Origin of the sequence: Siminovitchia sp. FSL W7-1587 (genome assembly GCF_037963795.1) — a bacterium.
In the GTDB taxonomy this organism is placed as follows: Bacteria; Bacillota; Bacilli; order Bacillales; family Bacillaceae_C; genus Siminovitchia; species Siminovitchia thermophila.
In genome coordinates, this window is the sequence record NZ_CP150169.1 from 3,137,169 (window position 1) to 3,159,486 (window position 22,318).

Here is a 22,318-nt window from a genome sequence, read left to right on the forward strand (position 1 = left end):
TAAAATCATTTTAAGGAGGGTGTCAAAAAATGACACAAGGAAAAAATTATCAGCCGGAAACAGTATTGCTTCATGGGGGACAGGAGCCAGATGAAACAGGATCTCGTGCAGTTCCCGTGTACAGAACAACTTCTTATGTTTTTAAAAACACGGAACATGCCCAAAAATTGTTTGCTTTGGAAGAGCCGGGCAACATTTATACAAGAATCATGAACCCGACCGTGGATGTATTTGAAAAAAGAGTAGCGGAACTAGAGGGAGGCACAGCTGCTGTTGCTCTTTCTTCTGGAGCGGCGGCTATCGCGTTTTCCATCTTGAATATTGCCGGAGCCGGAGATGAAATAGTAGCGGCGACCGATCTATATGGCGGAACATATAACCTGTTTTCAACCACTCTTCCGAAATATGGCATCCATGTAAAATTTGTCGATCCAAAAGATCCAGAAAACTTCCGTAAAGCGCTCACGCCAAAAACGAAAGCCATTTTTGCGGAGGTGATCGGAAATCCGAGCCTTCACATACTTGATATAGAAGCAGTTGCCAAAGTGGCCCATAACCATCGAATTCCATTGATCGTGGACAGCACGTTTGCCACACCATACTTACTAAGGCCGATCGAGTGGGGAGCGGATATCGTTGTTCATTCAGCCACAAAATGGATCGGTGGACACGGAACAGCGATCGGAGGAGTTGTCGTCGATGCCGGCAAGTTCGATTGGAATAACGAAAAATTCCCGGATTTTATCAAGCCGGACAGAAGTTATCACGGCATCCGCTACGGAATTGATTTGCCGGAAGCCGCATTTGCCGTTAAACTTCGCGTGCAATTGCTTCGTGACTTTGGACCTTGCCTAAGCCCGGACAATGCCTTTATTTTCCTGCAAGGACTTGAAACATTGCACGTTCGTGTTCAAAGACATGTTGAAAATGCCAAAGAAGTCGCTGAATTTTTACAAAACCATGATGCAGTTGAATGGGTTTCCTATCCGGGTCTTGAAAGTCACCCATCTTACGAGCTCGCTCAAAAATACTTGCCAAAAGGCCCTGGCGCCGTCGTCAATTTTGGCATTAAAGGCGGAAGGAAAGCAGGGAGAAATGCGATTGATAATGTTAAGCTTTGGTCTCATGTGGCAAATGTCGGAGATGCAAAATCACTGATCATTCATCCCGCGTCAACCACTCACCAGCAGTTAAGCGCCGAAGAATTGAAAAATACAGGCGTAACGGAAGAATTAATCCGCCTTGCCATTGGATTGGAAGCTGTAGAAGACATTACAGCCGACTTGGGGCAAGCGATTGAAAAAGCAGTTGAAGCTGTAAAGCAATCCAATTAAAATGCTGCATAAGGCTGTGAACGTCACGAGCGTTTACAGCCTTATTTTTCTGTAGGCACTAGCCGAATACCGACCGTTTCATATGGAGTAGCCAAATAGCTTTCGATGAGTCCTTGCTTGGAAATCTTTTCTTTGGAAACTGTTTTTTGTTTCAAGCTGATGGTAATCGGCTGTTTCAAAGGGAATTCATCCAAGCCGATTGTATGGCTATCCAGCCAGCGTGCATGCAGTACTCCCTTAGAAAAAACATTAAGTGTATGCGGCAGGGGAATGCCTTTGCGGAAAAATGGAAATTCTTTTTCTTTGTTTACACCGGGTTCATTGAGACAAATATACAAAGATAAATTGTCACAAAGCTGGAGAAGTCCATAGTGGAAATCGAACAACGACTGCTTAAAGTCGGTAATGGATGTCATCAGCCTATGCTGCCTGGCCTTTTCGGATGTAACAAATTGTTTCGCTTCGGGGGTTTCATCATGCTGTTGAAAACGCACATAATGTTCACTGCATAAGAGTGCTGCGTATGGATCGCGGCTTTCTACTTCATTTATCCCGCTGCTATATATAAGTGTTTTGGCAGGTGGGGGAAAATCCATAAACGTGTACGGAGCCCGTTTTTTTTCGTTCCAAAAAGGCTGTTGGTCAATCATTTTCCAACCGCAATCATGATTGGCGACAGCGTGCAGAACCGACTTTTTCCATTTCACACCTCTGAAGTATTCTGGCTGCCAATAGGAAAAAATTTCACCTGATATGCGGGCATGATGGTCTTGTTCGATCATGACAAATTCACCCAAACGGTCCCTGACGATCATGAGGCGCCTCCTTCATATGATCATTCTTTATATGGTAACATTTTTTCGCCCCGTAAACAGGTATGTCGTAAACGGCATGAAGGATGCATGGATATTACCCCACTGTGAGAAGAAGCGGCTGTTTCGATAATACGTTCGCCAAGTTTGAACTTTCCTATTACTGCCACTGGTAAAACATACTAAGATTAGTGGGTAAGATCATCGACGGATGATTTTACCCACTATTTCTTTTTTAAGATATAGTGAGAAGTGAGAGAAAGCCCGACCGTAGCCTCGAGGATTGCGAATCCGAATAAAAAACCGGGCTTCTTCACTTTCATTTTTGAATCAGGTTTAAGTATGTTGGGGCCTTGAGCTCGTGTATAGGAAATTGGAATCGAAATGAATAAGTGAAGAACTTTCATCACTAAGAGAGAAAAGAGGTAGTTAAATGGGAACAGTAATGGCTTTAGATGTATCAATGGGGAAAAGCTACAAGGTTGTTTACGACGATCAACAGTGTCTTTCTGAAGGTGAAGTAATACATAGTCAAGCTGGTTTTCAGGAACTCTTGGATGAAATATATACACTTCCTGAAGATTTGATGCTTGTCTTTGAATCTACTGGAATTTACTCTAAGACGCTAGAAACATTCTGTCAAAAAAATCAATTACGTTATTGTTTATTGAACCCCTTGGCAGCCAAAAAGCAATTAGAACAAGGGACATTACGAAGCTGGAAAACAGACAAACATGACGCCCATAAATTGGCCCAAGTTCATCGACAAAATGATCGACCAGAAAAATTAGACCAACCAGATATTTATCATGATATACGTGATTTATCTCGCTTTTATCAAGAAGTAGAAGAGGATATAAAGCGTACACGGATGTATTTGCATAATGCGTTACAATTAAGTTTTCCAGAACTTGAGAGATTCTTTTCTAGTAGAGTCACACCTTATGCACTTACACTAATCGATTTATTTCCACATCCAGATTTTGTATTACAAACAAGTAAAACAAAAATAAAAAACCTTTTGATAAGAAGTACCACTAAAAAGATATCCGAGAATCGTGCGAAGCAGAATGCAAGTGAAATTTTTGAATACGCCAAAGAGTCTTATCCAGCTGTTTCATCAAGTAGTGTTCAAACTCAAAAGGTTCAATATTACGCAAGACAACTTCTTCAACGATTAGAAGAAAAAGAAAAGGTTTCTAAACAAATGACCGAGAAAGCCAAACAACTTCCAGAGTTTGAGTTACTCATAAGTTTTCCAGGCATTGGTGACATAAGTGCAGCACTCTTTATTGGTGAAATCGGCGACCTATCACGCTTTTCTGATCATAAGAAAGTAAATGCCTTTATTGGGATTGATATTCGGAGATACCAATCAGGAAAATATGCAGGCCAGGATCACATTAATAAGCGTGGTAATCCAAAAGGAAGAAAAATTTTATATTTCATTGTCCGGAACATGATTCGTCAACAAAAAGCAGCACCAAATCACATTGTAGATTACTATTACAAATTAAAAAAACAACCTCATCCGAAGAAGGACAAGGTTGCGGTAGTAGCTTGCATGAACAAGCTACTAAAATGTATTTATTCCATGGTCAGGAACAATACGAAGTACGATTATTCGTACACGGCCTCTATGGACCAATAAATCAATTAGATTATATCACATATCACACCTCAATTTAAAAATAAAATACTTGAGGTTTATTTCTTATGCCCAGATATTCCATACAAAGTAAATTGAAAAGTATTATAAAGATACTTGACTAATCGTAGGAAACGAGGCTGGGACACAACAAAATCAGCTGATGAAAAAACGAACAATACAGTGAAACTTCATTTAGTAGGAGTTTTCTTCCATCTCCTACTGAATGTTAGTTGAACCAATCGGGCATTTAGTGCCGTTTTTTCGCACTTGGACCTTTTATATTTACTCAAGATTTTGAAGTGGGAGTCTTACGGCACCTTACATGCGGGATAAAGTGAAACTTCATTCAGTAGGGCTCCTACTGAATGTTAGTTGAACCAATCGGGCATTTAGGTGCCGTTATCTCCCAGTTAGACCTTTTATATTAACTCAGGTCTTGAAGTGGGAGTCTTACGGCACCTTACATGCGGGATAAATTGTCCTAGTGTATCATACGCATCAACATAGGTAGACTCCTGCGGGAATAGCTCAAGCTGAAGCCGTGCCCGCGGAAAGCGAAATATGTTGACGCAGCGATGATAGGAGTTTTTTTACACAAATAAACCGAACAATTATAAATGAATTGTTCGGTTTATGCCATTTCGTATTTGCTTATGTCCCAGCCCCCGTCATTTTCATGGGCTTATTCATTTCCTTCATTAGTGATAATAAGTACGACGCGGCGATTTTGGCTTCTTCCTTTTTCTGTTTGGTTTGAGGCAATAGGATGATATTCCCCGTACCCGACAGTTCTAAGCCGTTCAGGGGAAAGTCCGTGCTTCTCAATCAAATAATGCACCACTTGATTGGCTCTCGCTGTTGATAAATCCCAGTTGGAAGGAAACCGCTCTGTTGAAATGGGGCGGTTGTCTGTATGCCCTTCTACTTCGATCATATTCGAGATTTCTGATAACATCGGAGCCATGTCATCCAAGAACAATTTCGCTTCATTTATTAAATCAGCTTTCCCTGATGGAAAAAGCATGACCTCCGGTAAAACGACTTCAATGCCTTTATCTGTCGTCGTGACCGTCATTTCATTTTCCAGGCCGTGCTCCGAAGCATACTTGCCTACATAATCCAAAATTTCCTCAATGCGCTTTTCCCGCTTAATCATATCGGCCAATTGTTCTTCGTATTCGTTCGGAACAGTCGTGCCTCCCTCTCCCGGAGCCCCTCCGCCAGAATCTTGTTTTAAATTGTTGTGATTTTGGAATGAGTCGGTAACAGATTTAAATTTTTCGGCATTTGTATCCGAGTAAGAATACAGTAAAACAAAAAGAATAAGGATTACTAATGATAAATCTGCAAAGGTAACAAGCCATGCCTGATTCGTTTTTGTTCCCTTAAACCTCTTTTTGTTCATATGTCCTGTCTCCCTCAAGCTTATCCAGCAGTGCGGTACCTTCGGCGCTTTCTATTAAGTACATTTGCAGCTTGTCTTTCAAAATGGCCGGTCCCTCTTCATTACGGATGCTGACCAATGCCTCAATGATCACTTCTTTTAAAAAGACCTCTTCTTCAGTTAACAGTTCCAGCTTATTGGCAATTGGAATGAACACAAGGTTGGCCAGGAGTACTCCGTAAAAGGTTGTAATTAAAGCAACCGCAATGGCCGGTCCTAGTTCATCCGGATTATTCAATTGCTGGAGCATGAGAACCAGGCCGACAATTGTTCCAATCATTCCCCATGCTGGCGAGAGCTCGCCGGCTTTTGTAATGATTTTTCTTCCGCGCGCGTGTCGTTTTCGCATCGCAAGAATATCCATCTCCATTACTTTTCTGATCATATCCTCCTCATACCCATCAATGACCAGACGGAGTCCTTTCTGAATAAAAGGATCACTGGTTTTTTCTCTTTCTTTTTCAAGCCCTCCAATCATGCCGTCCATTTTAGAAGTTCTTGCTAAACGGACGAGTGTATGAATGAATTGTTGAATGGGTACTTCTTTTCTCCTAAAACTTGTATGCAGAACGTTGAACATATTTTTCACTTCTGAAACACCAAAACCGACAAACAGGGAGGCAATCAGTCCGCCGAAGACGATCACAAATGAAGATAAGCTAATAAACGTCAGAAATGCGTCATATCCTCCGGCGATATAAATAGCCAAAAAAATAACCGCAATTCCTATGATAATGCCTAGTGGAGTTAAAACATCTTTTCTGAGCATAAAGATTCACCAGCCTTCCAAATAACTAATATCATCCTACGACTATTATCGGACAAGGAAAGGTTATATTTAGCCGCCACATTCATCATAACTTGTCCATTCCGTGCATAGGATGTGTAGAAAAGATGGTGCTGTACTATTGGAAATGGGCAAGGGGGAAGAAGATGAAGAAAAGATGGCTGGCAATCATCGCCGCTTTCTCTTTTTTTGTTGGAGCTGGCGGAACTTATACGGGAATCAAATGGTTGGACTCGCGGGATCAAGATCGGCCGGAAACGAAGGAAGAAAACGACACATCCATGATTTCGGCTCACCTTGAGAAGGTGGAGCAAGTATATCGGCTTATTCAAGAGGCGTATGTGGAAAAAGTTGAGAGTGAACAGCTGGTACAGGGAGCGATCCAAGGGATGATCGGGACGCTGAAGGACCCCTATTCCGTCTATATGGACAAGGAGACGGCAGAGCAATTTAACGAGCACCTGGATTCATCTTTTGAAGGGATTGGGGCTCAAGTAACGATTGAAAATGGCAAACTCGTTATTGTAGCGCCGATAAAAAACACGCCGGCAGAAAAAGTCGGATTAAAACCACGTGACCAGATTATAAAAATTAATGGCGAATCAATTGAAGGACTCGATTTATATGAAGCAACGAACAAGATTCGCGGGGAAAAGGGGACGGTTGTGACGCTTGACATCATACGGAAGGGGACAAGCAAACCTTTTCAAGTAGAGATTACGAGAGAAGAAGTGCCTATTTTGACAGTGTTCTCGGAAATAAAAGAGAGCGACGGGAAAAAAATAGGCTATTTGGAAATTACATCATTTTCAGAGGGAACCGCGCGTGATTTCAGAAAAGAACTTGCAAAGTTGGAAGAAAAAAAGATTAAGGGACTAGTAATTGACGTACGCGGCAATCCTGGCGGCATGCTTTCAAGTGTGGAGGAGATCCTACAACAGTTAGTTACCGATAAAAAACCGTATATTCAAATAGAAGAGCGGAACGGCAACAAGAGTCCGTATTTTTCGAGCCTTAAACAAAGAAAGCCTTATCCGATAACCGTGCTAATTGATGAAGGGAGTGCTTCTGCTTCTGAAATACTTGCCGGAGCGTTAAACGAAGTGGAAGGTTATCACCTTGTGGGAGTCCGAACTTTTGGCAAGGGAACAGTTCAGCAGGCTATTCCACTTGAAGATGGAAGCAATGTCAAGCTAACGATGTTTAAATGGCTGACGCCTGAGGGAAATTGGATTCACGACAAGGGAATTGAGCCGACGATTGAAGTGGCTCAGCCGGAATATTATTATGCCCACTCCCTCAACGTCGAAAAGCAATTGGTACGGGATATGAATAGCGAGGAAGTGAAAATTGCCCAGCAATTGTTAGCAGGTCTTGGTTATGGGCCAGGGAGAACAGACGGCTATTTCGACGGTCAAACCGAGCGGGCGGTCAAGGCTTTCCAATCTGTCGAAAAAATTCCGGTGACGGGAAAAATTGATCCTAAAACAGCAGCTCGGCTCGAAGCGGCAATTATGAAACGCATTGAAGACGAACGCAACGATTTGCAGCTGCAAGTGTCATTAAAAGCGCTCAAATAACCATTCAGTCAAAAAATTTGTCATTTGGGCCAATCATCTTGTTTTTTATCGAAAGAAATAATATAATAAATTCAGAATTTAATATAAAACCATTTTCATTTTCCCTTACAGAGGTAAACCCATAAGGGTATTACTTTTTTATAGGTATAAAAGCGGTTACATGCGCCGTTGGGATAAGGGGAAAGAGGTCTTCCAGGACAAAATTCCGGAACCATTGATATGAGGTGGGGGCCCCGGCAGAAACATTTTTGTTTCAAGTAAACGCGTTGAAACAATGCGCCATATAGTTACTTGAGCAAAATAATGGTTCCGCTTTCAGAAGTCATGGTCCATTCGTCATTGGGCGCGCTTTGCTTCGTCTTGTTTCCGGGAAGACACGCAAATGGACAAGTAAGTCATCAGATGAACAAGGAGGAAGGAAAGGTATGGATCAAGAAACGGCAGTACAAGAGCAAGCTGAATTTGCGGGTTATCCACAACAACCCCACGGAGGGAAACTGATTAACAGAGTGTTAACAGGCAAGGAACAGGAAGAGGCAATGATCAGAGCCAGGAAGCTCCCTACGATTATGGTCGATTTGGAGGCAGTCATTACGCTGGAGATGATTGCGACGGGAGTGCTGTCCCCAAACGAAGGTTTTATGAATGAAGCCGACTATAAATCCGTGCTCAAAAAAGGAAGGCTTGCCAATGGTACGGTTTGGCCGGTTCCGCTTAGCTTTGCACCAATAGGCAACCGCAATAAGGAAATCGTGCAAACGCTTTCCATTGGTGATGAAGTCGCGCTTGCTGATGAAACAAAGGATCCGGTTGCAATTCTGAAAATTGAAGATATATTTGACTACAACAAAGAGGAAAGAGCATTTCATCTCTTTGGTACAACAGATCGCGATCATCCTGGGGTAGACTCGATTTACCGCCGCATGGGAGATGTATCATTGGGCGGGCCGATTACACTGCTCCGCCGTGTGAACTGGGGGCCATTCGAAAAACTGCGTTTGGAACCGAAAGATACATGGCGGATCTTTTACGAGGAGAAAAAACTGCGTTCAGTCGCTGGATTCATTACCGGAGCCAATCCACTTCATCGCGGTCATGAATATATCCATAAGAATGCCTTGGAAACGATTGAGGGCTTGCTTGTCCAGCCACTCGTTGAAATGGCCAAGCGGGAATATACGAGAAATGAGTTCCGTATGCTCGCTTATCGAAGTGTACTAGATGCGTATTATCCTAAAGAAAGAGTTTCGCTTGCTCCGTTAAGAGTGACATATATATTCGCGGGCCCCCGTGAAACGGTCCTCCATGCATTGATTATGAAAAACTTCGGATGTACCCATGCTCTGATCGGGCGGGATCATGCCGGAGTGGGCGATTACTATGATAAATATGCCAGCCACACGATCTTTGATGAGTTTGACCCTAAAGAGTTGGGGATTGACGTCCGCCTTTATCATGAAGTCTTCTATTGCACACGCTGTGCGAACCATGCTACTGAGAAGACCTGTTCCCATGATGAACGTTTCCGGCTGAAAATTTCGGGTACGGGGATCCGGGAAATGCTCCGCCATGGCATCATGCCGCCAAAAGAAATTGTGCGTCCCGAATCAAGCCGGATCGCCATGCAGGGAGTTCAGCCTAAAGGCGTTGATAAAACGAAAAACTCGATCTCGCCTGTTGGTAAGACGATCAAGAGCATGTTCCCGTTTTACTTGGAAGCAAACCGCCTGGGCGGTACCCCGCGCCTTGAGAAATTAACTCCGGAAGAGTTGACTACACGTGATCTCGAAGCGGCAATCATGGATGTCCGCTTAAATGCAGACCGCATTTACCGTGAAGTCTATGAAGAATATACTTATGCCGGTGATGTCAACCGCGATATTCAGCGGGAATGGATTACAGATGCCCGTGATGCTATGCGAGTACAGCAGCAAATGGTTGTGGAAGACTTAAAAGAAAAAGTACAGCAGGCACCGGAAGTCGCTTCCGATGAATTTTTGTATCAGGATAAAGAGGAATCACAGAAAGAATTGGATGTAGCGGAAAAAATTCTTCATGAAGTCCCGGCTGCCATCCATGTTAGTGAATTGGAATACCGTGTTTGGAATCCGCTTCCATACGAGCGCTACCGCGGAAGCGATGAGCCCGAGGAGGAGATGGAAAGTCCCAGTGACCCGAAGCCTGATTTAGTTGCTGACGAATCATAAAAGAATTCCGCAAGTTCCCCGATGCAGATGACCCATTCAGTGATGAATGCGGTCTTCTTTTTATTGTGAAAATGAAACCCATACGCTAGGCGAGCCGGGCCTCACATTATTAGAATTGTGACCAACAATTGGGGGGCAGGATCTTATCAAGAGTAAATTTTAAAAATGGATTAAATCAATGCTTTTACTTTAAAGACATGTATTTAACCCATGTAAATCAAACTAAAAAAATGAAATGTAATTGTTAGGAAACAATTGATTACGGTCATAAGTATGTACCATTTCTGTCAACTTTTTGATCAGTGATCGACAACAGACTTACCATTTGTTTCTTCAAGAATGAGGTAAGCTTTAAAAAAGTTAATTGTATGAGTCCATTACCGACTTGCTTATTGGATAATCTAACTGATGCTAGACTAAAAAGTGGACACAGATTGTTATAATAAAAATAAATAACAATGCTGAGGTGTCTATATGACTAAAGAAAATGGAAGACGTTATGATGAAACGTTTAAAAAAGAAACAGTAAAGTATATTCTAGAGAACAATAATCCAGTAGCACAAATAGCTAGGGAAACCGGGGTGAATACGAATACCTTATATAGTTGGATTAAAAAATACAGCGAGCAACCTGAAGTAAAAGCTGTACAAACGTTTTCTACCCCAGAGGCTGAACGAAAGGCGATGCAAAAACAATTACGCGATCTGGAGGAGGAAAACGAAATTCTAAAAAAGGCGATGCACTACTTCGCGAAAAGCCCTCGGTAAAGTTTGAATTTATTCACCATCATCGCTCCCAATACCGAGTGGAGAAGATGTGCAAAGCCCTGGGAGTCTCTAAAAGTGGCTATTTTAAATGGCTAAATCGCCCCAAAAGTAACCGCCAAAAAAAGCATGAAAAACTATCACAAAAAATATTCCAAACGCATCTAGAATTTAAGCAACGATATGGAAGTATTAAAATTGCAAAAACGCTAAACAAGCGTGGTATAAAGGTTAGTGAACGAACAGTTTCTCGCATTATGACAAAAAATAATTGGAAGTCTTGTACAATCAAAAAATATAAAGCTACCACAAATTCCAAACATCAACATCCTGTAAGCGAAAATGTATTGGACAGACAATTTAAGGTGGACAAACCAAATCAATCTTGGGTTACAGATATTACTTATATCCCGACCAACGAAGGGTGGCTCTATCTATCAAGTGTAATGGATCTGTATTCGCGTAAAATCGTGGGGTGGGCCATGGATAAAAGCATGTCAAAAGAATTCGTAATAAATGCATTAAAAATGGCTTACTATCGCCAGAAACCAGGAAAAGGGCTTATCCATCATTCAGATCGTGGTGTCCAGTACGCTTCCAGTGACTATCAAAAGCTACTAAAACAATACAATATGATAGGCAGCATGAGCCGAAAAGGAAACTGTTACGACAATGCTTGCATTGAATCCTTTCACGGTATTCTTAAGCGTGAGCTAGTTTATCAAACAAAGTATAAAACACGGGAAGAAGCGAGGAAATCGCTGTTTGAATACATCGAGTTCTTCTACAATTCTAAGCGGATCCATTCGACTTTGGGCTACTATACGCCAAATGAATTTGAGCAAATGTATGGAAATTCCGCAGCCTGATTTTACCGCCATAAAAAAGTTTAAATGCCCTTTATTTAAACTTTTTATGACGGCCACCAAGCGAAAGCGCGGTAGAAAATCTGTGTCTACTTTCTTGACATAGTATCAAACCTTTTGACATGTTCTAACAAGTATTGATAAACAAGATATGGGATCATAGTTGGTTGAGAACGTTCAATTAGATTTAAAATCAAAGCAACTCCACCTGTTACATAAAGAGCAGCCATAGATATTCCCGTTAATGGAACAAAATTATTGTAAATGAGTGGAAACGACGTTTTCACCGGGAGCAACAAAGTCAAGATTCATATTAGATGATACCGAGATTTTTAGGGATAGTAGATAACGTTTCAAAAACAGAAATGATAGGTGTTGACCTACATATCAGTTTTTTCTTTCATTTTTGTTTCCCCCTTTAATTATTAAAGTGAACAGGGGGAGTAAAACAGCAATATATAATGATACTAGAAAAGCCGAAAAAATTGGGTAACAGGTACGCTATTCATTATTAATTGGTTTGGATCGGGAGCATTTATTATAGGTTTTTTCCATAAGGTTTGTTTAAAAGAGATAACTATTTATAGAAGCTAATTTTTCCACGTTAAGGAAAAGGTTGTTTTTTTATTCCAAAAAACATGTTCCTTAAGCATTGGGTTGTATTGTGCAAAATAAAAACAGTGAGAAATGCAAAGGAAATCTTAGAATCCTGCAATCTATTAGGGTAAGCAAAAAGCTTGCCAGCCCAAGCGATAAAGTTCACCATATCAAAAATCTAAGAAATGAGAAATCATTATCGATCAATGAGATATCGAGAAGAACCGGATTCTATTGGGAGACCGGAAAGAAATACGCGGATGAAGATCAGATTCCCGAAGAGAGTCTCCCCCGAAAAGGCGGGGATGATGTATGTGGAAATATGGGGAGAGATTGTTTCAGACTGGCTGATGGAAGATTATGCGCTGAAGAAAAAGTTGCGGCGTAACAACAAGGTCATATTCAAACAGTTGGAAAGCTGGGGTTTCCCGGCTCTTACAGGACATTGTGCAATTTCACGAAAGAATGGCGGGAGAACCTTCCCGAGGGTGAGTATGCCTTCAAAGAAGAATAGGACCGGTTGACCCATCCGCAGGCCGAAGCCCAAATCGACTTCGGCACCACAGTAGCCATACAGGACGGAAAGGTAAAAGATATTCACTGCCTTGTTATGAGTCTTCCATTCAGTAACGCAGGTTACACGGTTCCTCTCCCGGCAGAAAACCAGCAATGTTTTCTGGAAGGCTTGAAGATATTGTTCAAACAACTGGGCCATGTCCCCCGGAAGCTGCGGATCGACAACCTGGCTCCTGCAATGGCCAAGTCAGGGGGAAGCATGGCGATACGGTCTTTACCGCTGGTTTTCAGATGTTTGCCCGATAATATGGATTCGAACCTGGGGCCTGCAACGCCCGAAAAGGGAACGAGAAAGGCCATGTGGAGAATAAGGTCGGATATGTGCGCTATAACTTCTTCACACCGTCACCGGTCATCAGGGATTTGGATTACCTGCAGGAAATGTTGGTGGATAAGTCCCGTCAAGACCACCTGCGCGACCATTATAAAAAAGGCGAGAGGATTGCGAACCTGATTGAAGAGGAAAAGAAATATTGCCTCTCCCTGCCGGAACAGGAGTATTCGGTATTTAAAAAAGAGTCGGTAACAGCCAATAAATATGGGGAAATCCAGATGGATGGGCATCGTATACATATTCCCGAAGTGGACTGGCGTGCGTATGACTCCCTGCAGCCTGCCGTACCGGTACCCGGACAGGAAGGTGACCTTCCCTATTAAGCACCGGCTGAAAAAGATGTGTAAATCCCTGCGTCTGGCCTTGTGGCTGATATTTATGAACGAATCCCTTTTGAAGATCAGGCCAATACCTGGAAGCTATATTCCGGCAGAAATTTGATCTTAGGGAGACCGCTAAGGGTGAGCGACTAATCAAAAAGGCCAGATTCCTGAATGAAAAGGAGTTGGAGGATTTTCGCTGGACAGAGCAGGTGAAATTCCCTCCGCAAATTGACAGGGATGGTTTAAAATGCCTGGACTACTTTATCGCCGCAAAGAAAATGTCATTCTGACGGGGTCTCCCGGCACTGTAAAGACGCATATTGCCACCATACTGGGCAGGAGTGCCTGCAGGAAGGGATAGGAGGTGAGCTTCTTCCGAGTGGCCGATTTGGTGGATTCCCTGGAAAGAGCGTAGAACGAAGGGAAGTTCCAATCCTTCAGAAACAAGCTCAATAAAGTGGATCTAGTCTTTCTGGATGAGATGGGCTATGTCCCTTTAGTAAGGATGGGGCTGAGCTGTTGTTCCAGCTGGTGACAGACTGGTATGAACTAAAAAGTCTGATCATTACTTCTAACCTCGAATTTAGCCAATGGAATCGTATATTCACCGATGCCAGGCTGACCGCTGCCCTCGTGGATCGTATGATTCACCACTCTCATATTTTAAGTTTTACCGGTGACAGCTTACCGTGTAACACTCACTGTCTAATCACAAAACATAAAAATCAGGGCTGGCAAAGCTCTCATATTTCTTTCGCATTTTTATCAACTTTTATCTTGCAAAATACAATAGCCTTGCATGTGTGAAATTCCCGAAAATATCTTTGAAACATATAAAAAGCTGAAAAAAAGGTTTCCAAAGCTGATAAAATAGCTTGCTGCATTGCCTTTGTAGGAACTATAACAGCGTGATTTTTGCATGAACATCTTCCCCTGAGCCTTCTTATGGTTTATTTTCTTGCATCTGTTTATCAATTCCAAGTGGATCCGGCGGTAGCCATAATTTCAATCTTAATTCTTCATTTTCCACAAGACAATCAAAACCTACAAATGCAATCATAATACATTCTCTATTATTGATTTTTTTCACGAGGTATGGCGCATTAATTAAATTTAAGGCCATGATTCTCATTTCTTTGTAGATTCGTCTAATTATTCCACCTGATTTTAAAAAGAGGTGAAATGTAGAACTACTAAAAAAACATACTTAATAATTGGGAATAGTTACACTTTTAATATATTTCCCCTTTTTTGTTTTAGTTTTTCTACTTTTATTTCACAAGTAGATAGTAAGATCTTTTTACTTATGTAGACAAAACAGTAAATTCGAGTAAATAAGTTAATAATTGAGGGTACAACTTATCGCTTCCTACCTATTTTAAGGACTTGGATGGTGGTAACCTCATCCAAGCTCAAATTCAAGGGGCGGCAAGTTTTTGTATATAAAACCCCATAAATGGAGGAATTATTAACTTTTTACTATAGAAATTTTGGCATTTTTATGGGGGGATACTATGTTTCATGAAAATGACGGAGCTTACGAAGAATGTCCCAAAAAGAAAATTATTAAGTTAAAGGAGAGATTACCATTATTACTTAAAGATCCAATCATTAAAGAATTTTTAAGAAGTGAAGAAAATGAAAAGATTTTTAATGAAGTAATAAATGGTCAGCTTGACATTAAACATCTAGACAATAAATTTAAAGAATTTTATCTGTTTAATAGAATTATTCGATATATGACCGGTTTAATTAAAAGATATTCAATTGACTACGATAAGAGAGTTAAATTAAGAAATGAACGATACCAACTGACTTTCGATAAACCAATAAATCGGAATGAATCTGATACAACAGTTGGTAGTTTCATGAGAAGTGAAACAAAAACACCTGAAGAACACTTGATATGCAAAGAAAATATACAAAAATACAAGTTTAATATAGAAAATCCATCACTGTATAATGCTTTAACTAAATTAAACAAAAAACAGATACAGATTTTATATTTATATTATGTGAAAGGGTATAACAATAAAAATATTGCAGAGTATTTTGGCCAAACAGAACAAAATATTAGTTATTGGCATAAAAAGACGTTAAAACAATTAAAAAGCATTATTAACGAAAATACTAAAAGGAGTGAACAATAATGAAAATACAAGATGAAGAAATAGAACTGATATTACAAATTCTTGATAATAGAATTAAAAAACATATTAGACAAACAATACCAGATGAAAGAGAAGACCTGGAACAAGAAATAAAAATAAAAATAATTGACAAAATTAGTATCTTAAAAAATGAATATACTCCGGGCTTTTTTGAGTTTATTCAAAAACAAGGGGGCTTCGAATGAGGCGTGTCAGGACTTTAGAGTGCGGCAGTCGGGACACATACATTTAATTAGACAATGAAAAAATGCAATAAAAACATACTAACATTAGTAGTACAAACCAAGGCTAGATTTTGTGCTACTATTTTTTTATAGTAAAAGTGAAGCAAGTTCGAACAGCCCCGTGGGATCGATGAAGAGTCCGCATTAAAAACCGACCATCTTCACACCCTTATGTGAATCAGTTTAGTATGTTGGATCCGTAGAGATCGTGTAAAAGAAAATGGAATCGATAAGGCACTGTGAAGACTTCTGTGATTGGCTAAAAAGGAGAAATGGATATGCAACATGTAGTCGCTCTTGATGTAAGGATGGGGAAAAGTACGATGGTGATTTACAACCGATATCACCAATGTGAATTTGAAGGAGAACTTCTTTATACTAAATCTCATTCGAAAATGTTGAATGAGCAGCTCCAAACCTTAACAAAACAGGATGGACAAGCACCAGAGATTGTATTTGAAGCAACAGGTGTATATTCCGCATCAGTAGAACGATTTTTTCAAACGGCAGGTTATACCTACCATCGAGTGAACCCTCTGGAAGCGCACCTTCAAATGGCCTCGATGCGTCGACAAAAAACAGACACAAGCGATGCGCATGAACTCGCAAAATCACATTTTCAGGTTGAACGTACAGCTACTTATCAGGAAGAAGATTATTATAAACAAATGCGAGCACTCACACGTTACTATAATGAATAAGATCATGAAATCACTTATCTATTTAGTCGCCAGCATGCCACTCTACAACTCAGTTTTCCGGAATTAGAAACACTATTTTCGACACGCTCGGCTCGGCACTTTTTCTCAATGTCGTACAGCTCTATCCACATCCCGATGACGTACTCGCTTGTTCTAAAACCATCATTCGTAATCAGCTAAAAGCGAATACAAGAAAGAATCTATCTCTTTCGCGAGCAGACGTAAAAGGACTCGCTTTACTAGAAGCTGCGAAGGATTCGTATCCGGCGATTTCAAAAAACGACGTGCGTTGTGAACAAGCACGTGACTATGCGAAAAGAATCGCGGATTTAAGAGAAAAGAAAGAAGAGCTAGTGAAACAAATGGTTGAGTTGTCGCAGGGAAGAACAGAATATCACGTACTGATTTCCTTTCCAGGTATCGGCGAAGCGACAGCTGTTCGTATCATCGGAGAGCTTGGGGATATCGGCCGTTTTAAAAGTCATAAACAGTTAAATACCTATGTTGGAATTGATGTGATGCGTTATCAATTAGGAAATACCTATTACAAAGATAAGATCAATAAACGAGGAAATAATAAGCTACGAAAAATATTGTTTTATATGATTCAGACGATTGATTAAATTACGTCGATTCGGTGGGAATCACTTGGTGGATTATTATGACAAATTAAAAACGCAACTTCAAGGAAAGCCCCATAAAGTTGCGTCAATTGTCTGTGTGAACAAGTTCTTGAAAGTAGCATTTCACCTAATTACACACAGTATTACCTACAATTACGAAGTAGTCTCAACCAGTTCGTAATCAGTACTTCTACTATATAGTTGACCTTTCGAAAAAATGAATTTCGTTAGGTCTCTTTGGCATGCGCAAACTTATTTTTTGGAAGGGGGTACCCCCTTCCTCCAAAAATAAGTCCATCTCCCTAAAAAGATTTATCTAAAACTACTTGACTAGAGGTAAGAAGAGGCTGTCCAGAAAGTCAGTAAAAACTGATTTTCAGTGACAGCCCCGTTATCTTTTAATGAAAGTTTTCTATAAAAAAAATCGTCCCATCTAGTAAAATGTAAGTGGGCAAACAAACATTTCAGAAAGGACGATTTTTTATGAGCAATCCGAAGATTACTAATAACGAGTATAGCGCACAAATGATTCTTCCTCTAGAGGTAAAAGTGAAACCATTTGTAACCAAGACCTATACTGCCCCCAAGTTTAAAACCTACAATAACCGCCAAAGCTTTGCCATTTTGGATGCGGAAGGGCTCGGCTCATCCCAGAACATCATGTCGCCCGTGTGGTCGATGAGATGATCGAATCCATTCCTGATGAGCAATTGGCATCCCATTATTCCGGCGGCGGTCGTCCTCCGTTTCATCCTAAATGAATGCTCAAAGTCATTCTATATGCTTATTCCCAAAGGGTGTATTCCTGTCAAGAGATTGAGAAGTTGACCAGGGAAAATGTTCCAGCCATGTGGCTGGCTGCGATGCATCAGCTGGATTTTCGTACTATCAACGACTTTCGGGGCAAGCGCATGAAAAACCTGATGGATGAATTGTTTGAAGCCATGATTGTTCGGCTGATTGAAGAAGGATACATCACATTGGAAAGCTACTTCTTGGATGGCACCAAACTGGAGGCCAATGCCAATAAGAATTCTTTCGTGTGGAAAAAATCCACCATTCGTTTTGAAGAGAAACTGAAAGAGAAAATCAAAGAAATGCTTCAGCAGATCGATGAAATTGCCGAGGCGGAAGCTTTGGAGCTTGCGGATCTACCGAAAGGGGAAGCGACACCTGAGCGGCTTGAGTCAATCGCCAGTCAGCTCGAAAAGAAGGTTGATGCCTTGACGCAAGAAATCGAAGCAGCCGAAGAAGTGCCTGTTCGCAAAGAACTACGGAAGCGCCGCAGTACGTTGAAAAAGCCGGTGAAGATGATCCGTGAGAACTTTGTACCGCGTATCCACAAATATCGCATGTATCATGAGACATTCGGCGACCGTAACAGCTTTTCAAAAACAGACCCTGATGCCACTTTCATGCGCATGAAGGATGACTACATGAAAAACGGCCAGCTAAAGCCCGGATATAACGTACAGGCAGCAACGAAAAACCAGTTCATCGTTTAGTATTCTATCCATCAACGCCCCACTGACACGCGCTGTTTCATCCCGCATATGGAGAAACTCGCTGGGTCTGGTTTGCCGATGCAGGCTACAGGAGTGTGGAGAGCTATCTGTATGCCATCGGGGAGGAAAGAGAACCACGCTTTGACTATCTGATTCCGTATAATACTTATTTGAAGGATAAGACGCGTACATATAAGAATGACATCCGAAATCCCAAAAACTGGACCTATCTGGAGCATGATGATCAGTTCATCTGCCCAAATGGCCGGAAAGTGGTCTTTAAAACATACAAAAATAAAAAGAATACCTCAGGCCATATCCAAAGCTATAAGATCTACGAATGCAAGGATTGTTCGGATTGTCCGCTAAAAGCCCGATGTACAAAAGCCAAAGGTAACAGGCAGGTCCATTTAAATATGATCTATGAAGAAATGAAAACAAAGGCCAAGAGAGCCCTTGAAAGTGAAGAGAACGCGGAAATCTACGCCCGACGCAAAGTTGAGGTAGAAAGTGTGTTCGGTCACATCAAGGGCAATCGGTCGTTCCGCCGATTATTTTCAGGAGGAAACCCTACAAATGCAAAATCAGTCGTAGAAAAATGAACCATTTTTCTACGACTGATTTATTTTAGGGGCTTTTTGGACAGCCCCTACATTAAAGAGCACCACAACACTTTCCAGTGTAAATGAGTTTACCCGTACGTGGATTATAATTAGCATCCAATCTACATTTTTCATCATATTTACAACAGTCTCGTCTCTTTTTAGTACCGCAAACACCAGGTACTTGCTCTGGGGTTACTATATCATTTTTTTGTCGTTTTTGTTCCTTCATCATTTAAGTCACCTCCTCCCTCTTAATTAAGAGTGATTTTTGTTCCCTGAAATTAAAAAAAACAGTATATTTTTTGTTTACTATGTAATCGTCAAATACAACACACAATGGAAAAGGAAGAGCTGGAAGCCAAAATAAAATGGTACGAGGAGCAATTCGGCTTCAGCCAGCAGCGCAGATTTGGGGCTTCCAGTGAGAAGACCTATCCGGACCAGTTCTTCCTTTTCAACGAGGCTGAGGCCACAGCTGATCCGACAGTTGAAGAGCAACTGTCGAGACAATTAGATATAAGAGCAAGAAACAGCGCGGTCAACGTGAATACATGCTTGAAAACCTGCCTACAGAGACCATCGACTATCGTTTGTCTGATGAGGAATAGGTCTGTTCGTGTTGCGTTAGTGCGATGCATGAAATGAGCACAGAAGTACTTCTAAATTTGATTTTTTCTTTTGTTATTTAAGAACATTTATTTCACCTCCTATTGAAAGGAGGATTTTATATGGATGAATCAATAATTCCTGTTTTAGATAAAGAAATGAATTACGGGGTTTTATTAATAAATGCTCCTCGCTTTTGGAGTCAATTTATTTTAGGAACTGGCATTAACATAGCTGTAATAGATTCTGGTTGTTATATTGAACACGAACAGCTAAAAGATCAAATTATCGACAAGTATAACTTTACTGATGATGATAACGGCGATACAAGTAATGTTACGGATTACTTGGGACACGGGACGCACATATCTGGCATTATAGCAGCGCAAAATAAAAAAGCGGTTATAGGTGTTGCTCCCGGGGCTAATTTAGTCATTTTAAAAGTAATCGATAAAAATGGTGAAGGAAGTTATGAAAACATGATAAAAGCTTTAAATTTTGCCTCAGAATGGCGTGGAAATAACAATGAAAAAATAGATGTTATCAATCTTTCTTTAGGTGGACCTAACAAGGACTCAACATTAAGAAGAGCTGTTTTAAATGCAACATCCAATAATATCAGTATTGTTGCAGCAGCTGGGAATTATGGAGATGGTTCTGATTTAACCAACGAAATACTTTATCCCGGGTATTATAAAGATGTTATCCAAGTGGCCGCAGTTGATAAAAATCTGGCACCCACTTCATTCAGCAACACCAACAAAAACATTGATTTTTTAGCACCAGGTCATTTCATCTATTCCACTTATAATGATGGTGATTATAGAAAGCTTTCAGGTACATCAATGGCAGCCCCACACGTTTCAGGGGCAATAGCTTTACTTAAAGAATTTTTCCGTATAAACGATATACCGGCAACGCAGGAACGAATTTATGAATATTTAGTTTCACACTCTCAATTTTTAGAAGGTTATTCCACTAAGATACAAGGGAACGGATTAATTCAATTAGGAGGAGAGTAAAATGGACTCTGTTGATAAAGCAATCATAGAAACGTTTATAAATGCTGTTGGGAATTTCGGTTTTCCGTTAGTATTGGCAGTATATTTATTACTCCGGTTTGAAAAAAAAATAGAAGCTCTAACAGATGCGATTTCCACTTTAAAAGAAGTGATAAATAAACGAGAAGACAGGTAAAAACGAAAAAACGCTTTTAAGTGCTTTTTTATTATGCTGAAAAAAAACGAAAGATGATTTAAATAAATCGAAGAAAGTTAAACTCTGCTCACTTTCTTTTCAGAGTTCATAACGTGATTTCAATCAAATTTTATTTCAAACAAACTCTAAAATTAACAATTTTTTTAGTTTTTGAAAAAAAGTTACACCTGTATATATAGCTGAGAGAGGTGATGCAGAATTCAGAACATAAAAGGGATTATATTATTGGTTTATTAGAAATTTATCACTGAAAAAGGAGAGAGACGATGTTTATTAAATCTAACAAAGTAGATATTGCTACAAAAAATTTATTGACTGAAGAACTAAACAATCATGAGGATTTTGCCTTACTAGTAGCAGAGATTCAAAAGCATCATAAAACCTTATCTGAAAAACAAAAAGATATCTTTGAACTTGAATTTGCAGAAGATGAGGCTAAACAAGGAGTTAAAGTTAATGTAGTTTTTTTCACATTAACAGACGAGGTGATCATCGAAGGGATGAAAGTGGGAGACAAATTGCATGTTAAAGCTTATTTTTCCGCTGAGAATGATGAAGGTGAAAAAGTATTTCGCCAGGCGGTTGTAGAAGGTGGAAATGTTGAAATTGAGTCTGAAATGCAGTTTGATCCAGAAAAATTTATGTTTGTAAATGAACTTAAAAACCCACAAGGTGTAGAAGAACAGAAAGTCACACCTCAAGCATGGTACGAGGGGTGTTTAGTATTTTACAACTCCGGTAATGGCAAAACCTATAAGTACAGATATTGTGGTGCTAAATGTAGCGGTAAAAATTTCACACAAACACCTATTAATGCGCTTGATAAATGTTGTCAAGCACATGATCGCTGCTATAAGAACTTTGGAAAAGGTGACAATGGTTGTGATAAAAACCTTCAAAGTTGTGCGGATAGAACCAGTGATCCTGGATGGTGGATGGTTTCAGAGTTTGCAAGAAGATGCTCCTTAAATGAACTATCTTTCTGTTAAAAACAGCAAAATACCCTTTTTCATTGTGAAAAGGGGTATTTTGGCATTTTGATAACTTAAGTGTTTATTCAACCACCCATTGCTCTTACTAAGTAGTAGATAAAAGAATAGTAACCTAATGAGGGAACACATAAACATATCACAATGATTGATAGAAAGTAATAAATAGGGTTCTTTGAGTTATTTTTTAGAATGATATAAACCCCATAGGCTACACCTAATAAAAATAACAAAGGCCAATAATAAGACATTAGGTTAATAGGGATATATTCAGTTATTACACTAACAAAATCAGATGTTGAACTAACAAAAAAAACTAAACAGATTAATACGAAAATTAAAGAGATTATTACATTAAAAGTTAGTTTGATTTTTTCACCTTTCACAATCATCACCCCTC

At 40.2% G+C, this 22,318-nt stretch carries 23 protein-coding genes and 1 pseudogene; 19 read left to right on the plus strand and 5 right to left on the minus strand.

Annotation, left to right across the window (positions count from 1 at the left end; all coding sequences use genetic code 11):
• Positions 1-29: 29 nt before the first annotated feature.
• Positions 30-1,334 (plus strand): O-acetylhomoserine aminocarboxypropyltransferase/cysteine synthase family protein, encoded by a 1,305-nt coding sequence (locus NST31_RS14655; protein WP_339161616.1) that lies wholly within the window; start codon positions 30-32, stop codon positions 1,332-1,334.
• 41 nt (positions 1,335-1,375) lie between these two features.
• Here the strand turns inward: NST31_RS14655 and NST31_RS14660 are convergent, their stop codons facing one another.
• Complete coding sequence (locus NST31_RS14660) at positions 1,376-2,149, minus strand: DUF3891 family protein (protein ID WP_339161618.1); 774 nt, start codon at positions 2,147-2,149, stop codon at positions 1,376-1,378.
• Between the two features lie 430 nt (positions 2,150-2,579).
• On the opposite strand from NST31_RS14660, the gene NST31_RS14665 reads away from it, so the two are divergent.
• On the plus strand, positions 2,580-3,797 hold the full coding sequence (locus NST31_RS14665; RefSeq protein WP_339161619.1) for an IS110 family transposase: 1,218 nt from the start codon (positions 2,580-2,582) through the stop codon (positions 3,795-3,797).
• 682 nt (positions 3,798-4,479) lie between these two features.
• On the opposite strand, the gene NST31_RS14670 is transcribed toward NST31_RS14665, so the two are convergent.
• Entirely contained in the window at positions 4,480-5,202 is a 723-nt protein-coding gene (locus NST31_RS14670; RefSeq protein WP_339161621.1) for an OmpA family protein, read from the minus strand.
• Positions 5,183-6,010 (minus strand): MotA/TolQ/ExbB proton channel family protein, encoded by an 828-nt coding sequence (locus tag NST31_RS14675; RefSeq protein ID WP_339161623.1) that lies wholly within the window; start codon positions 6,008-6,010, stop codon positions 5,183-5,185. Before NST31_RS14675 ends, NST31_RS14670 begins: the two co-directional genes overlap by 20 nt.
• 164 nt (positions 6,011-6,174) lie before the next feature.
• On the opposite strand from NST31_RS14675, the gene NST31_RS14680 reads away from it, so the two are divergent.
• The 4 genes from NST31_RS14680 to NST31_RS14695 all read left to right on the plus strand — a co-directional run bounded on the left by NST31_RS14680 (position 6,175) and on the right by NST31_RS14695 (position 11,449).
• Complete coding sequence (locus tag NST31_RS14680; protein ID WP_339161624.1) at positions 6,175-7,608, plus strand: S41 family peptidase; 1,434 nt, start codon at positions 6,175-6,177, stop codon at positions 7,606-7,608.
• A gap of 425 nt (positions 7,609-8,033) precedes the next feature.
• Positions 8,034-9,815: a sulfate adenylyltransferase gene (locus NST31_RS14685; RefSeq protein WP_077111610.1), complete on the plus strand. Its 1,782-nt coding sequence runs from the start codon at positions 8,034-8,036 to the stop codon at positions 9,813-9,815.
• 474 nt (positions 9,816-10,289) lie between these two features.
• Positions 10,290-10,583 carry a transposase gene (locus NST31_RS14690; RefSeq protein ID WP_339161628.1) on the plus strand — a complete coding sequence of 98 codons (294 nt, stop codon included), beginning with the start codon at positions 10,290-10,292 and terminating at the stop codon, positions 10,581-10,583.
• A gap of 11 nt (positions 10,584-10,594) precedes the next feature.
• Positions 10,595-11,449, plus strand: coding sequence for an IS3 family transposase (locus NST31_RS14695; protein ID WP_339165568.1), 855 nt, complete (start codon positions 10,595-10,597; stop codon positions 11,447-11,449).
• A gap of 952 nt (positions 11,450-12,401) precedes the next feature.
• Here the strand turns inward: NST31_RS14695 and NST31_RS14700 are convergent.
• Positions 12,402-12,749, minus strand: a complete 348-nt coding sequence (locus tag NST31_RS14700; RefSeq protein ID WP_139345574.1) for a hypothetical protein — start codon at positions 12,747-12,749, stop codon at positions 12,402-12,404.
• A 170-nt stretch (positions 12,750-12,919) separates the two neighbouring features.
• On the opposite strand from NST31_RS14700, the gene NST31_RS14705 reads away from it, so the two are divergent.
• The 9 genes and pseudogenes from NST31_RS14705 to NST31_RS14745 all read left to right on the plus strand — a co-directional run bounded on the left by NST31_RS14705 (position 12,920) and on the right by NST31_RS14745 (position 19,102).
• Positions 12,920-13,276: a hypothetical protein gene (locus tag NST31_RS14705; protein ID WP_077110245.1), complete on the plus strand. Its 357-nt coding sequence runs from the start codon at positions 12,920-12,922 to the stop codon at positions 13,274-13,276.
• A gap of 247 nt (positions 13,277-13,523) precedes the next feature.
• Positions 13,524-13,637 (plus strand): ATP-binding protein, encoded by a 114-nt coding sequence (locus NST31_RS14710; protein WP_253191856.1) that lies wholly within the window; start codon positions 13,524-13,526, stop codon positions 13,635-13,637.
• Between the two features lie 170 nt (positions 13,638-13,807).
• Positions 13,808-14,083, plus strand: a complete 276-nt coding sequence (locus NST31_RS14715; protein ID WP_253191857.1) for an ATP-binding protein — start codon at positions 13,808-13,810, stop codon at positions 14,081-14,083.
• A gap of 707 nt (positions 14,084-14,790) precedes the next feature.
• Positions 14,791-15,426, plus strand: a complete 636-nt coding sequence (locus NST31_RS14720; RefSeq protein ID WP_339161634.1) for a sigma-70 family RNA polymerase sigma factor — start codon at positions 14,791-14,793, stop codon at positions 15,424-15,426.
• Positions 15,426-15,632, plus strand: coding sequence for a hypothetical protein (locus NST31_RS14725; protein WP_077111652.1), 207 nt, complete (start codon positions 15,426-15,428; stop codon positions 15,630-15,632). The genes NST31_RS14720 and NST31_RS14725 overlap by 1 nt, the downstream gene beginning before the upstream one ends.
• Before the next feature lie 317 nt (positions 15,633-15,949).
• A pseudogene (locus NST31_RS14730) lies at positions 15,950-17,176 on the plus strand (IS110 family transposase).
• 302 nt (positions 17,177-17,478) lie between these two features.
• Positions 17,479-17,682, plus strand: a complete 204-nt coding sequence (locus NST31_RS14735; protein WP_077111654.1) for a hypothetical protein — start codon at positions 17,479-17,481, stop codon at positions 17,680-17,682.
• A gap of 74 nt (positions 17,683-17,756) precedes the next feature.
• Entirely contained in the window at positions 17,757-18,500 is a 744-nt protein-coding gene (locus tag NST31_RS14740) for a transposase (RefSeq protein ID WP_077111655.1), read from the plus strand.
• A gap of 95 nt (positions 18,501-18,595) precedes the next feature.
• Entirely contained in the window at positions 18,596-19,102 is a 507-nt protein-coding gene (locus tag NST31_RS14745; RefSeq protein ID WP_077113961.1) for a transposase, read from the plus strand.
• A 52-nt stretch (positions 19,103-19,154) separates the two neighbouring features.
• On the opposite strand, the gene NST31_RS14750 is transcribed toward NST31_RS14745, so the two are convergent.
• Positions 19,155-19,337, minus strand: a complete 183-nt coding sequence (locus NST31_RS14750) for a hypothetical protein (protein ID WP_077113960.1) — start codon at positions 19,335-19,337, stop codon at positions 19,155-19,157.
• Positions 19,338-19,441: 104 nt separating this feature from the next.
• Here NST31_RS14750 and NST31_RS14755 point away from each other — a divergent pair, with 104 nt between their 5' ends.
• The 4 genes from NST31_RS14755 (at position 19,442) to NST31_RS14770 (ending at position 21,918) form a co-directional block, all read left to right on the plus strand.
• A complete protein-coding gene (locus NST31_RS14755) occupies positions 19,442-19,750 on the plus strand; it encodes a hypothetical protein (RefSeq protein WP_139345736.1) in 309 nt (102 codons plus the stop codon).
• Positions 19,751-19,833: 83 nt separating this feature from the next.
• Positions 19,834-20,733: a S8 family peptidase gene (locus NST31_RS14760; protein ID WP_077113959.1), complete on the plus strand. Its 900-nt coding sequence runs from the start codon at positions 19,834-19,836 to the stop codon at positions 20,731-20,733.
• Between the two features lies 1 nt (position 20,734).
• On the plus strand, positions 20,735-20,908 hold the full coding sequence (locus NST31_RS14765) for a YvrJ family protein (protein ID WP_083717735.1): 174 nt from the start codon (positions 20,735-20,737) through the stop codon (positions 20,906-20,908).
• A 287-nt stretch (positions 20,909-21,195) separates the two neighbouring features.
• Entirely contained in the window at positions 21,196-21,918 is a 723-nt protein-coding gene (locus NST31_RS14770) for a hypothetical protein (RefSeq protein ID WP_077113958.1), read from the plus strand.
• The last annotated feature ends 400 nt before the right edge of the window (positions 21,919-22,318 follow it).